Below are 12,861 nucleotides of genomic sequence, written 5' to 3'. Positions count from 1 at the left end.
CTACCTGTTGGTGGCCCCGACCGCGGAGGATGCCGCCCGGGCCGGACTCGACCCTGACAGGGGGTTGGGGATGCCGTCGAAGACGGAAGCCGTGAGGTTCATGCTGATCTGGCATAGGAGCGGTCGGCGTCGAGCGCGTCGGTTGGCCTGGATCCACCAATGCGGGACACCGGCTCCGATACAGGTGATTCGTCGAACACGTGCCGAGGGGCGACGAAACACCAGATCGGACCCGTCAGCGCCAGAGTTGACCACAATCTGTTGGAGTGGGTCACGTGGATGACTGGGGTTCTGCGTGAGACACTTGCCGTCCGATTTGTTTCTCGCTAACGGGTGATTGAGATCATCGCGCACTCACTGGTCGACACGACCGAGATGTACCTGCGGACCATCCTCGAGCTCGAGGAGGAGGGTGTGCCGCCGCTTCGTGCCCGCATCGCCGAGCGGCTGCGCCAGAGCGGCCCCACCGTCAGCCAGACCGTCGCCCGGATGGAGCGGGACGGCCTGCTCACCGTGGAGGGCGACCGGCACCTGACGCTCACCGACGCCGGCCGCGACGCGGCGGTCTCCGTGATGCGTAAACATCGGCTGGCGGAGCTCCTGCTGGTCAACGTGATCGGAATGCCCTACGAGGAGGCCCACGAGGAGGCCTGCCGGTGGGAGCACGTCATGAGCGACGCCGTCGAACAACGGGTCTATGACCTGCTCAACCGCCCGACCCGGTCGCCGTACGGCAACCCGATCCCCGGGCTGGAGGCGCTGGGCTCAGCAGGCCCCTCCGCTGCCGAGCCCGCCGAGGGCGAACGCAACCTGGCGTTCCCCGGCCTCTCCGGCACGGTCGTGGTCCGACGGATCTGCGAAAGCCTGCAAACCAACTCGGATGTGTTACGCCAGCTGCACGCCGCCGGGGTCGATCCGGGTGCCACGGTGACGGTCGCTCAGGAGCGGGACGGCGTGTCGATCGACCGCTACGGCGACCGCGTCCGCCTCCCCCGCGAGGTGGCCTCCCGCGTCTTCGTCGCCGCCGGCTGACCGCGGCTGCCGGGCAACCACGCGCCGCGCCGGCACGGCCACTCCACCCGGCTGAGTGTGTTCAGTCGAGGTACGGGCAGTGGCGGCAGCCGCGACCGCAGCAGGTACCCCGGCGGGCGAGGAAACCGGCGGTAAGCACGAACAGGCCGGTGGTCGGGTCGGGGTAGCCGGCCTCCCCAGCCGCCAGAGCGGCGGCGTGGGCGGCGCAGATCCGCTCCCGTTGCGGGTCCTCGGGCGGCAGTCGAGACGGATGCGGCTCGGTCAACGGCCGATTCGCCAACGGTCGTCGCTCGCCACCCACGCCGGGCAGTGTAGGGCTAACCGAACCAGGCCGCTGCCTGCCCGTGCGCCTGGGCCCACGCCAGTGGCTTGCCGTCGAGCGCGAGCACATTGTTGAAGCCGGCACCGGGTGGGTCGGGCAATCCGTCGTAGGACAGCGTTCGCGACGACTCCGCGGCGATCCAGTTGCCGGGCAGCCCACGAACCAACTCGACGAAGGCGGTGCGGCGGCGCTGCGGCACCTGGTACAGGACGGTCGTGTGGAACACCACCAGGGTCGCCCCGGATGGGGCCAGTGCGGCCACCGCCGGCAGGTCGTCCACCAGGTCGCCGCGGACGAGCAGCGGTGGATCGGCCGCGACCAGGTTCGCCGCCGCCCGCAGCCGCGCCCGCCGGTGAGCGTGCTCCGGCCAGATCAGGGCGTCCAGCCACGCGACGTCGTCCGCGTCGGTCACGTCCAGCGGATTGAGGTCCAGCCCGGCCCGCCACACCACGGTGGGGACCCGGCTCGGGGGCAGGGTGCCGGTGAGGGCGCAGTCGAGGACCGGGCGGCCGTCGCCCAGGAGCTGGCGGTCGTAACGGTAGGCGTAACGGTCGGGGTAGAGACAGAGCCCCGCCGACGCGCCGACCTCCAACAGTGCGAGTGGTTGGGGTAGCGCGGCGAGCAGCGGCAGCAGGACGGCGCACCGCCCCGCCTCGTTCGTCTGGGTCGCCCTACGCCGGATCTCCGCCTCGATCGCCGGCCAGTTCGCCAGGACATAGGCGTGGAAGGCCGCCGGGTCCTCGACCGGACCACCGAGCAGCCGAACCACGCCGAAGAGCAGATTCGGTTGCCGCTTGGCCGGCGGAAGCCGCTCGATCAACGCGAGCAGTTCGGCGTCACCGGACACCGCCAGCGCCAGGCGCTCGTACGCCGGTGACACGCCACACGCTTCCCGGGTAGCGAAGGTGCGATAGGTATCGGCTGCCGTCATGCCCGCATAATCGCATTACAGTGGACTGTCCGGGGCGTCACGGCGGACGCCGGGCAGCGTGACCCGGGACACCACCGCCGCACCGTCATCCGCCGGCGGCGGGTGCCTCCGGGGATGCCAGCGGCAGTTCGAGGGCGACCGCCTCCCCGACCCGCACCGCGGAGTGCGCAGGCGGCGGCCTTCCGTCCCGAGGCAGACGGCTGTGCATCCGGCCGCTGCCGGTTGGGTCGGATCGCCCGGTCACCTCGCAGGTCACCATGAGGATCGGCGGCGGCGGTGCGACAAACCGGCCGGGCCCCCAACGCACCCACAGCGGGATGCGTCCCGCATCCGCCTCGGCGAGCAGCTTCGCCCAGGTACGGCGACGGGTGCCATGGTCGACCTCGACGACGATCGGTGGCCCGCCTGGCCGGGCACAGGCCACATCGAGCACCGACTGCCGCGCAGACATCGGCGGTGGCAACGGCAGGACACTTGGCGCCCGTCGGTAGACCCGCCAGCCCTGGTTCCCCGCCCAGCCGGCCACCGTGTCGATCAGCCGGGCCGTGACCTGGTCGGTGGTCAGGTCGGTAAAGCTGAGCGCGTCGAGCCGATCAGCCAGCGATGCCGCGAGCTGCTCCACCTGCTCGCTGACCGTCATCGCCGCAGGGTAACCGCGCGCCACCGGGTTGCGCCAACGCGGCAGGGGGAGGAGGAAGGGGAGCCCGCTCGCGCCCGGCTCCCCTTCTCCTTGTACCACTCCCCGCGCGTTGCGGCCGAGGCGACTCGGGCCGCTACCAGCCGCGTACGTCAGCTACAACCGCTGGTGGAGCCGCAGCCCTCGCAGACATAGCAGCTGCCGGCCGGGCGCATCTTCGTACCGCAGGTGAAGCAGAGAGGTGCGTCGGCAGCCTTACCGATCACCGCTTCCAGCAGCTCGGTACTCGAACCGACCGACGGCGCCGGCTGGGCCGCCGCGACGTCGGCCAACTCCTGGGCCGGCTGGGCGACCGGGCCGACCTTCGGCTCCTCTGGCCTGTTCTCAACCGGGGCGGAGGAGGCCATCGCGGTGAGGTCCGCCGTGTTCGCCTCCGCCTCCGCCTCGGCCGCGAGCTGGGCGGCCCGCTCCTTGGCGGTGAAGATGCCCAGCTCCGCGCGGCGCTCGTACGGCAGGAAGTCCAGGGCCAGGCGGCGGAAGATGTAGTCCATCACCGAGGCCGCCATCCGCACGTCCGGGTCGTCGGTCATTCCGGCCGGCTCGAAGCGCATGTTGGTGAACTTGCTGACATAGGTCTCCAGCGGGACACCGTGCTGGAGACCGATGGAGATGGCCACCGAGAAGGCATCCATCACCCCGGCCAGCGTCGAACCCTGCTTCGACATCTTGAGGAAGACCTCGCCGAGGCCGTCATCCGGGTACGACGACGAGGTGAGGTAGCCCTCCGCCCCGCCGACCGAGAAGGAGATCGTCTCCGACGGGCGCTTCTTCGGCAGTCGCTTCCGCACCGGTCGGTACTCGACGACCTTCTCCACGACCTTCTCGACTGCGGCCGGTGCCGCTTCCACCGGGGCGGGAGCGGCGGCCTTCTCCTTCTTCGCCACCGACAGCGGCTGGCCGACCTTGCAGTTGTCGCGGTAGATCGCCAGCGCCTTGAGGCCGAGCCGCCAGCCCTCGAAATAGATCTTCTCGACATCCTCGACGGTGGCCTGCTCGGGCATGTTGACCGTCTTGGAGATGGCACCGGAGATGAACGGCTGGACGGCCGCCATCATCCGCACGTGGCCCATCGGGGCGATGGACCGCTCGCCCATCGCGCAGTCGAAGACCGGGTAGTGCTCCGGCCTGAGCCCCGGGGCGTCCACCACGTGACCGTGCTCGGCGATGTACTCGACGATCGCCTCGACCTGCTCCTCCGGGTAGCCGAGGCTGCGCAGGGCGCGCGGCACGGTCTGGTTGACGATCTGCATCGAGCCGCCACCGACCAGCTTCTTGAACTTGACCAATGCCAGGTCCGGCTCGACGCCGGTGGTGTCGCAGTCCATCATCAGGCCGATGGTGCCGGTGGGCGCCAGGACGCTGGCCTGCGAGTTACGCCAGCCGTTCCGGTCGCCGACCTTGTTGCCGAGGGTCCACTGCCGGGTGGCCTCCCGCTGCACCGCCGTGGCCACGGCGCCGGTGGGCTTGATCTCGTCGTTGGCGGCAGCGTGCTTGCGCATGACCCGCTTGTGCGGTTCGGCGTTACGGGCGTAGCCGTCGTACGCGCCGACGATGCCGGCCAGCTCGGCGGAGCGCCGGTACGCGGTGCCGGTCATCAGCGAGGTGATCGCCGCGGCCAGCGAGCGACCCTGGTCCGAGCCGTACGGCAGTCCGGAGGCCATCAGCAGCGCACCGAGGTTGGCGTACCCGATGCCGAGCTGCCGGTATGCCCGAGTGGTCTCGCCGATCTTCTCGGTGGGGAAGTCGGCGAAGCAGATCGAAATGTCCATCGCGGTGATGACCAGCTCGACCGAGCGGACGAACTTCTCCACCTCGAAGCCGCCGTCGGCGCGGAGGAACCGCATCAGGTTGAGCGAGGCCAGGTTGCACGAGGAGTTGTCCAGGTGCAGGTACTCCGAGCAGGGATTCGACGCGGTGATCCGCCCGGTCTCCGGGCAGGTGTGCCAGTCGTTGATGGTGTCGTCGTACTGGAGCCCCGGGTCGGCGCACTCCCAGGCGGCCTGGGAGATGGTCCGGAACAACGACTTCGCGTCAATCGTGTCGATCACCGTACCGTCGAGGCGGCCACGCAGGTCGAAGGTGCCGCCGTCCTGCACCGCCGTCATGAACTCGTCGCTGACTCGGACCGAGTTGTTGGCGTTCTGGTACTGCACGCTGACGATGTCCGCGCCGCCCAGGTCCATGTCGAAACCGGCGTCGCGCAGGGCGCGAACCTTGTCCTCCTCGCGCGCCTTGGTGACCACGAACTCCTCGATGTCCGGATGGTCAACGTCGAGGATGACCATCTTGGCCGCCCGCCGGGTCGCGCCGCCGGACTTGATGGTGCCGGCCGACGCGTCGGCACCGCGCATGAAGCTGACCGGGCCGGAGGCGGTGCCGCCGGAGGAGAGCAGCTCCTTCGAGGAGCGGATCCGGGAGAGGTTGACCCCGGAGCCGGAGCCGCCCTTGAAGATCAGCCCCTCCTCCTTGTACCAGTCCAGGATGGAGTCCATCGAGTCGTCAACGGCGAGGATGAAGCACGCGCTGACCTGCTGCGGCGAGGACGTGCCGACGTTGAACCAGACCGGCGAGTTGAAGCTGAACACCTGGTGGAGCAGCATCCAGGTCAGCTCGTGGGCGAAAATCTCGGCATCATTCGGGGTGGCGAAGTAGCCGTACTCCTCACCGGCGGTGCGGTAGGTGGCCACCACCCGGTCGATCAGCTGCCGAAGCGACCACTCCCGTTCCGGGGTCCCCACCGCACCCCGGAAGTACTTGGTGGTCACGATGTTGGCCGCGTTGACGCTCCACTCCTGTGGGAACTCCACGCCACGCTGCTCGAAGTTGATCGAGCCGTCCCGCCAGTTCGTCATCACGACGTCCCGACGCTCCCAGGTCACCTCGTCGTACGGGTGGACCCCCTCCGTGGTCCACACCCGCTCGACCTTCAGACCCGCTCCCGCCTTGCTCCGCGACTTGCTTGTTGTCACACCGTCCCCCGGCATCTCATCGCCCTCGTCCGCGCCCCACGCGCGGCCTTACCGTCAAACCCGTCCGCGTCTCACACGCGGCCCTACCGTCAAACCCGTCCGCGTCTCACACGCGGCCCTGTCCTGGAGCGGGCAGCTGTCCCGACCGCCTCAGCCTCCCTCGCGGGCCTGGGCCGCGGTCCGCAACGTCTCGATCTCCCGCTCGAAGTCGGCGAGTGACTCGAACGACCGGTAGACGCTGGCAAACCGGAGGTAGGCCACCTCGTCCAGGTCCCGCAGCGGCCCCAGAATGGCCAGCCCCACCTCATGGCTGGGGAGCTCGGCAGCGCCCTTGGCCCGCACGGTCTCCTCGACCTTCTGCGCCAGCAGGGCGACGGAGTCGTCGTCAACCGGCCGGCCCTGACACGCCTTGCGCACCCCGCCAATAATCTTCGTGCGGCTGAAGGGTTCGGTGACCCCGCTACGTTTGACGACCGCGAGAATCGCCTCCTCCACCGTGGTAAACCGTTTGCCGCACTCCGGGCAGGACCGCCGTCGACGGATCAGCTGGCCGTCGTCGGCTTCCCGAGAGTCGACGACCCGGGAGTCGGGGTGGCGGCAGTACGGACACCGCATGGAGCCCGACCTCCTTCATCGGCCGTGGGGCCGAACCGGGCCGCACCCCGGACACACGTCACCACGGCGGAGCCGTCCTTTCGACGGTCTTCGCCGTGCTGGCGGAGGAAGTGCGGTCCGTAGTCAGACCCAACCTATAGGCAGCTAATGCCCAACGACTACTACATCTAGGGGTTGACCGTATGCCGCCCGAGAACTGTGGTCAAGTTGGCGAGCCTGTCCGGCGCGTCACCAAGCGACCTGGATCACCCCGCCTGCTCGGCCCGCACCAGCGCCACCGAGAACTCCAACCCCGTTCACCCCCGAATCGCTACGGGCGGCTTGGGCCAACCACCCTCGCGAGCGAAATTAGAACATAAGTACGATCCCCCGTACTATTTACCAGAACATGGAGTGCGGCCCAGGCGAGAACCACCCGACACGCCGGCCAAGGTCGTACAGATGTTTGAAGAAGGCTGATCTCGCCTATACGGTCAGGGACGACCGGCTCACGACGGCTTGCGCCGCGAGCCAACACCACGAGCGACGGGGCACCTAAGCGCCGACCAGGGAGGACGGACGTGACCGAGGACCGGACCAACCGGCCGAAGAGCCCGCAGGAGATCACCGAGGCGGGCACGGCGAGCACCCGCCGTCGACGTACCGCGCGGAGCCGTACCGGTTCGCCCGCTGTGCGTCCGGTCACCCCCGTCGTCAGCGCATACCCGGAACCGGCGACCGTCGACCTCACCGCCCGGCAGCGTCGGATCCTGGAGTTCATTCGCACCTGGGTCGAGCAACACGGCTACCCACCGAGCGTGCGCGAGATCGGTGAGGCCGTCGGGCTGGTCTCACCCTCCAGCGTTGCCTACCAGCTCAAGGAGCTGGAGAAGAAGGGCTTTCTGCGCCGCGACCCAAACCGGCCGCGCGCCGTCGACGTCCGGCCCCCCGGCGACGCCCTCGACGACGAGGCCGCACTCGCACAGCGGCCGGCCCCGGCCTATGTGCCGATGCTGGGCCGGATCGCCGCCGGCGGTCCGATTCTCGCCGAACAGGCCATCGAAGACATCTTCCCGCTCCCCCGCGAGTTGGTCGGCGAGGGGGAGGTCTTCATGCTCCAGGTCAAGGGCGACTCGATGCTGGACGCGGCGATCTGCGACGGCGACTGGGTCGTCGTCCGACAGCAACCCACCGCCGAATCCGGCGACATCGTGGCCGCCATGCTGGACGGCGAGGCGACGGTGAAGACCTACCGACGGCGAGACGGACACGTCTGGCTGATGCCGCAGAACCCGGCCTTCGACCCGATAGCGGGCGACGATGCCACCATCATGGGCCGGGTCGTCACGGTACTCCGCCGTATCTGACCAGTGGCGGCCGCGTCCCGTAGCGGCCGCCGTACGGCCCGGATCAGTAGCGGCCGCCATGGCGGCCGAAACCACCGCCTGACTCCGGCCCGGGCCCGCCCGGGCCGGAACCGGACTCGCGGCGCCGACCATCGCGCGGAGCTGCCCCACCGCGGTCGCGGCGCGGTGGCTGGGCACGACCACCGCCGTGCACGCCACCACCGCCATACACGCCGCCGCCACGGCCCCCATCGGCCGCACGACCGCCGCCAGAGTCCTGGCCACCAGCAGCAGGACGGGGCCCACCAGCACCACCGGCAGGCCGCCGGCCGTAGACACCGGCAGCGGGACGGCCCCCCTCCCCCGGGCGGCCACCGCCATACCCACCGTTGTCGGCCGGAGCTGCCGCATGGCCCGGCTCCCGACGCGCCCCGTGGGCCCCGGCGGCCGGTCCGCCGCCGTAGACAGCGCCGCGGGGACGGTCGGTGGAGCCGCGTGAACCGTCGTCACCGGCTGACCCGCCGGCACCCGTGCGCTTGACCGGTCGCCGCCGGGCTCGCACGACGCCCGTCACGCCGACCCCGACCAGTCCCACACCGATCAAGCCCACAGCGGCGATGACCAGGTACGCGGTCTCCTGCGTCGAGAGGCTGTCGAACCAGGAGGCCGTCGACTCCTCCGATCCGTCGGCGTTCGCCTCCGAGGCTGACTCCGACCTCGGCGTCGGCGCGTACGACAGGACGTCGATCGGCTCGCCGGCGTCGAGGGTGCCGCCGTCGGAAACGGTCAGAAAGGTCGTGCCGTCCGGGGTGTAGGCGATCGCCTCACCAAACGGATCCGCGAGCGGAGTCACCCGCGGTTCCGTCGTCGTCAGCGCCGTCACAAGGTCGCCGTCGGCAACGTCGTACTCGAAGGCATCCGCATAGGTACGCAGCACCACCCGACCGCCATCCGGTGAGCGGGCGGCACCGGTGATCGCCGTACGCCCGGCCGACCCGAACGCGTTCTCGGTCTCGGTCGTCGGCAGCTCCACCTCGCCGAGCTTTTTCATCTTCCCCGGTTCGGTGTCGCCACTGGGTAGCTCACCATCAACGGTGAAGATCTCGGCCTTGCCGAGAGCGACCTTGGTAACGATCACCGGGACGCCGTCATCGTCGATAACCAGGGCCTCGGCGTCCCGCGGCTCGCCGTCCGGGTAGGCGAGGCGGTGCAGAACCGGCCTTTCGTCACCGCTCACCGGCATGCTCCACACCGCCACCCGCTCACGACGGTCACCGGTCACGTTGTCGCCGGTGTCGGCGATCCAGAGGGTCTCTCCGTCCGGCGACAACGCCAGGTCCTCGGTGTCCAGCGGGCCGCCGACGGAGTAGCGGACCGGTTCCCCGACGACCTCGCAGTCGGCGTCCAGGAAGAAGACCCGCTTGTGACTCTCCACGTCGGTGCCGTCGTTGATCACGATGTAGCCGGTTTCGGTGGCCACCAGCCCGGACAGCTCCCGCAGCCGGTCGTCGGTGACGGTGCAACGCTTCTGCCCCTCCGCCGCAGCCGGCGACGGCACCACGACCAGGACTACACCGATGGCTACCGCGACTGCCCCCAGCAGGCTGAGGGCACCCGTGATCAGGGCGAGAAAGCGACGCATCCGTTTAGTGTCGCATGCCGGTGGATCACCGCCGCCCAACACTGAACCGCTACGAACGCGCCCCGGATCCCGCCGCCGCAGGCGCCGGCATGGGCCCGGGATCGGTCGCCTCGATCGACTGGAAGGGCGCCAACTCCGCGGCGAGCGCCGCACCGACCCGGACATGCAGCAGGGTGCCCTCGGGCAGGTGCGCCGTGCTGAGCACCTCGCCCTGCTGGTACACCCGGGCCACCAGGTCACCCCGGTCGTACGGCAGGACCGCGCGGACCTCCACAGCCGGGCGGGGCAGCCGGGCCTCGACCGAGCGGCGGAGGTCGTCAACGCCGTACCCGGAGTGCGCGGAGACGAAGATCGCCTCCGGCCAGAGCCGCTTCAGCCGGAGCAGGGTCTCCTCGCCGGCGGCATCGGTCTTGTTGACCACCAGCAGCTCCGGCAGCCGATCAGCGCCCACCTCGGCGAGCACCGCACGGACAGCACGAACCTGCTCTTCTGGATCCGGATGGGTGCCGTCGACAACATGCACCACCAGGTCGGCCTCCGCCACCTCCTCAAGGGTGGAGCGGAACGCCTCGACGATCTGGTGCGGCAGATGCCGGACGAAGCCCACCGTGTCGGAGAAGGTGAAGTTGCGCCCGTCTGAGGTGGTCGCCTTCCGGATGGTCGGGTCCAGCGTGGCGAAGAGGGCGTTCTCCACCAGCACCCCGGCTCCGGTCAGCTGGTTCAGCAGGCTGGACTTGCCGGCGTTCGTGTAGCCCGCGATGGCAACCGCCGGCACCTCGTTGCGATAGCGACGGGCACGTTTGGTCTGGCGTACCGTGCGCATGCCTTTGATCTCCCGGCGCAGCCGGGCGATGCGGTGCCGGATCCGCCGCCGGTCGGTCTCCAACTTGGTTTCACCAGGGCCACGCAGGCCCACGCCGCCGCCGGCACCACCGCCCCGGCCTGATCCACCGCTCTGCCGGGAAAGGGTCTCACCCCAACCGCGCAGGCGGGGTAGCAGATATTCCAGCTGAGCCAACTCGACCTGCGCCTTACCCTCCCGGCTCTTCGCGTGCTGCGCGAAGATGTCCAGAATGAGGGCGGTGCGATCGACGACCTTCACCTTGGTGCGCTGCTCCAGATTTCGCAGCTGGGACGGGGAGAGCTCCCCGTCGCAGATCACCGTGTCGGCGCCGCTGGCGAGCACGGCCGCCCCCAGGTCATCCACCTTCCCCCGGCCAACGTAGGTGGCCGGATCGGGCCGTTGCCGGCGTTGGATCAGCCCCTCAAGCACCTGTGAGCCCGCCGTCTCGGCCAGCGCCGCCAGCTCCACGAGGGAATTCTCGGCGTCCTGCTGCGAACCCTCGGTCCACACGCCGACCAGGACGACCCGCTCCAGTCGGAGCTGACGGTACTCGACCTCGGTGATGTCGGTCAGCTCGGTGGAGAGGCCAGGGACCCGCCGCAACGCCTGCCGCTCCGACAGCTCGAACTCGCCGGTGGTGGCGTCGAACTCGTCGCCTTCGTCGGGAAGGAAGGTCTCCTGCTCTCGCAAACCGCGCCTCCTGTCTGTTTGCCGTCGGCTGGCCGTTTACCCGCCGTTCTGCCGGGAAATTGCGGCCGGCTCCCAGCAATCCTGACATGTGGCAACGCCACCCGCACCAGCAATATGCCCGGGCTACCGGCTGGTAACGGGGCCGGATGCGGCCCGGCTTCCAGAGGCGAGTAGAAATGCGGGGCGAGTCGTTCAGCGTCATCGGAAGGAACTGTGTGGCCACCACCCGACTGCCGAGTGCCGGATTCTCGATCACCGTCCGGATCGCAGTAACCGCGGACGCTTCCTCCATTGGGCGGTTGACCACCACGGTCGGTGAGGCCGGGGCAATTGTCACCGCGCTCGACGTGGTCGACTCCGACCACACCCACGTCACCGTCGACTTGACCTGCGACACCGCCGATGCCAACCACGCCGATCAGGTGGTTGACGCGCTCACCGCGCTCGACGGCGTCGACGTGCGTAAAGTCTCCGACCGCACGTTCCTGCTACACCTCGGCGGCAAGATCGAGGTCAGCCCGAAGGTCGCGCTACGTACCCGAGACGAGCTGTCCCGGGCGTACACCCCGGGGGTGGCCCGGGTCTGCCAGGCCATCGCGGAGAACCCGGCGGACGCACGGCGACTCACCATCAAACGCAACACGGTCGCGGTGGTCAGCGACGGCTCCGCCGTGCTCGGCCTGGGCAACCTTGGGCCGGCGGCGTCGCTGCCGGTGATGGAGGGCAAGGCGGCGCTGTTCAAGCGTTTCGGCGGGGTGGATGCCTGGCCGGTGGTGCTCGACACCCAGGACACCGACGAGATCGTGGCGATCGTCAAGGCGATCGCACCCGCCTACGGCGGGATTAACCTGGAGGACATCGCCGCACCGCGCTGCTTCGAGATCGAGGCACAGCTGCGCGCGGCGCTGGACATTCCGGTCTTCCACGACGACCAGCACGGCACGGCAATCTGCGTACTGGCCGCGCTGACCAACGCGCTCCGCGTCGTCGGCAAGGAGCTGGCGCAGGTACGGGTGGTGGTCTCCGGCGCGGGCGCCGCCGGCACCGCGATCATGAAGCTGCTCCTGCGTCAGGGCGTAGGCGACATCATCGCGTACGACCGGCGGGGTGCGCTGCACCGCGGGATGACCGGGCTGAACCCGGCCTGGCAGTGGCTGGCCGAGCACACGAACCGGGAGAACTACTCCGGCGACCTGGCCGGGGCGGTACGGGACGCGGACGTCTTCATCGGCGTGAGCGCCCCCAACCTACTCACCGGTGACGACATCGCGGCCATGGCCAAGGACGCGATCGTGTTCGCGCTGGCGAACCCGGACCCGGAGGTCGATCCGCGGGAGGCGCGCAAGCACGCCGCCGTGGTCGCCACCGGCCGCTCCGACCAGCCCAACCAGATCAACAACGTGCTTGCCTTTCCCGGTGTGTTCCGGGGGATGCTGGACGCCCACGCGGAGGAGTTCACGGAGGAGATGGCGATCGCCGCGGCCCGCGCCATCGCCGATGTCGTCGGCGAGGAGAAGATCAACCCGACGGTGATCGTCCCCAGCGTCTTCGACTCCCGGGTAGCCCCGGCTGTCGCCGCGGCCGTCCGCGCCGCCGCGCAGAACCCGGCAACGACCCCGCCGCCCGCCGCCGACCCCGGCCCGGCTGACCTACCCGAGATCGCCGCCAACGCGAGCGCCACCCCCTAGGCCGCCACCCACCGCACCGGATCACCTCGGCCAGCAGGTGGTCCGGGCGTACGCCACCAGCGTCAAGCCCCTCCGCTACGGCACATCGCCGCGTATCTCAGCGACC

At 69.7% G+C, this 12,861-nt stretch carries 10 protein-coding genes; 3 read left to right on the top strand and 7 right to left on the bottom strand.

The window, feature by feature from the left end:
* The first annotated feature begins 333 nt into the window (after nucleotides 1-333).
* Complete coding sequence (locus tag STROP_RS07320; protein ID WP_011905354.1) at nucleotides 334-1,032, top strand: iron-dependent transcriptional repressor DtxR; 699 nt, start codon at nucleotides 334-336, stop codon at nucleotides 1,030-1,032.
* 61 nt (nucleotides 1,033-1,093) lie between these two features.
* On the opposite strand, the gene STROP_RS07315 is transcribed toward STROP_RS07320, so the two are convergent.
* From STROP_RS07315 to nrdR, 5 genes are all read right to left on the bottom strand, one after another.
* On the bottom strand, nucleotides 1,094-1,333 hold the full coding sequence (locus tag STROP_RS07315) for a DUF5522 domain-containing protein (protein WP_018830420.1): 240 nt from the start codon (nucleotides 1,331-1,333) through the stop codon (nucleotides 1,094-1,096).
* A 16-nt stretch (nucleotides 1,334-1,349) separates the two neighbouring features.
* The gene (locus tag STROP_RS07310) at nucleotides 1,350-2,285 is read right to left on the bottom strand and encodes a DUF2332 domain-containing protein (protein WP_018830419.1); all 936 of its coding nucleotides are present in this window, start codon (nucleotides 2,283-2,285) and stop codon (nucleotides 1,350-1,352) included.
* 85 nt (nucleotides 2,286-2,370) lie between these two features.
* Complete coding sequence (locus tag STROP_RS07305; protein WP_011905352.1) at nucleotides 2,371-2,925, bottom strand: hypothetical protein; 555 nt, start codon at nucleotides 2,923-2,925, stop codon at nucleotides 2,371-2,373.
* Between the two features lie 149 nt (nucleotides 2,926-3,074).
* Nucleotides 3,075-5,966 (bottom strand): vitamin B12-dependent ribonucleotide reductase, encoded by a 2,892-nt coding sequence (locus STROP_RS07300; RefSeq protein WP_011905351.1) that lies wholly within the window; start codon nucleotides 5,964-5,966, stop codon nucleotides 3,075-3,077.
* Nucleotides 5,967-6,101: 135 nt separating this feature from the next.
* Complete coding sequence (gene nrdR / locus STROP_RS07295; protein WP_011905350.1) at nucleotides 6,102-6,566, bottom strand: transcriptional regulator NrdR; 465 nt, start codon at nucleotides 6,564-6,566, stop codon at nucleotides 6,102-6,104.
* Between the two features lie 560 nt (nucleotides 6,567-7,126).
* Between nrdR and lexA the strand changes: the two genes are divergently transcribed.
* The gene (lexA, locus tag STROP_RS07290; RefSeq protein WP_011905349.1) at nucleotides 7,127-7,912 is read left to right on the top strand and encodes a transcriptional repressor LexA; all 786 of its coding nucleotides are present in this window, start codon (nucleotides 7,127-7,129) and stop codon (nucleotides 7,910-7,912) included.
* 43 nt (nucleotides 7,913-7,955) lie between these two features.
* On the opposite strand, the gene STROP_RS07285 is transcribed toward lexA, so the two are convergent.
* The gene (locus tag STROP_RS07285; protein WP_026275033.1) at nucleotides 7,956-9,533 is read right to left on the bottom strand and encodes an SMP-30/gluconolactonase/LRE family protein; all 1,578 of its coding nucleotides are present in this window, start codon (nucleotides 9,531-9,533) and stop codon (nucleotides 7,956-7,958) included.
* A gap of 49 nt (nucleotides 9,534-9,582) precedes the next feature.
* Nucleotides 9,583-11,067, bottom strand: coding sequence for a GTPase HflX (hflX, locus tag STROP_RS07280; protein WP_011905347.1), 1,485 nt, complete (start codon nucleotides 11,065-11,067; stop codon nucleotides 9,583-9,585).
* A gap of 176 nt (nucleotides 11,068-11,243) precedes the next feature.
* Here hflX and STROP_RS07275 point away from each other — a divergent pair, with 176 nt between their 5' ends.
* A complete protein-coding gene (locus STROP_RS07275; RefSeq protein WP_026275032.1) occupies nucleotides 11,244-12,755 on the top strand; it encodes an NAD-dependent malic enzyme in 1,512 nt (503 codons plus the stop codon).
* Nucleotides 12,756-12,861: the final 106 nt, after the last annotated feature.

Source organism: Salinispora tropica CNB-440, assembly GCF_000016425.1.
GTDB lineage: Bacteria > Actinomycetota > Actinomycetes > Mycobacteriales > Micromonosporaceae > Micromonospora > Micromonospora tropica.
Note: the sequence above shows the minus strand (reverse complement) of the source record. Positions and strands in the feature narration are given on the sequence as shown.

What these genes read in the sequence shown, in the direction of transcription:
- STROP_RS07310 (WP_018830419.1), bottom strand. Translation starts at nt 2,285, where the DNA reads ATGACGGCAGCCGATACCTATCGCACCTTCGCTACCCGGGAAGCGTGT.
- STROP_RS07305 (WP_011905352.1), bottom strand. Translation starts at nt 2,925, where the DNA reads ATGACGGTCAGCGAGCAGGTGGAGCAGCTCGCGGCATCGCTGGCTGAT.
- STROP_RS07300 (WP_011905351.1), bottom strand. Translation starts at nt 5,966, where the DNA reads ATGCCGGGGGACGGTGTGACAACAAGCAAGTCGCGGAGCAAGGCGGGA.
- nrdR (WP_011905350.1), bottom strand. Translation starts at nt 6,566, where the DNA reads ATGCGGTGTCCGTACTGCCGCCACCCCGACTCCCGGGTCGTCGACTCT.
- STROP_RS07285 (WP_026275033.1), bottom strand. Translation starts at nt 9,533, where the DNA reads ATGCGTCGCTTTCTCGCCCTGATCACGGGTGCCCTCAGCCTGCTGGGG.
- STROP_RS07275 (WP_026275032.1), top strand. Translation starts at nt 11,244, where the DNA reads ATGCGGGGCGAGTCGTTCAGCGTCATCGGAAGGAACTGTGTGGCCACC.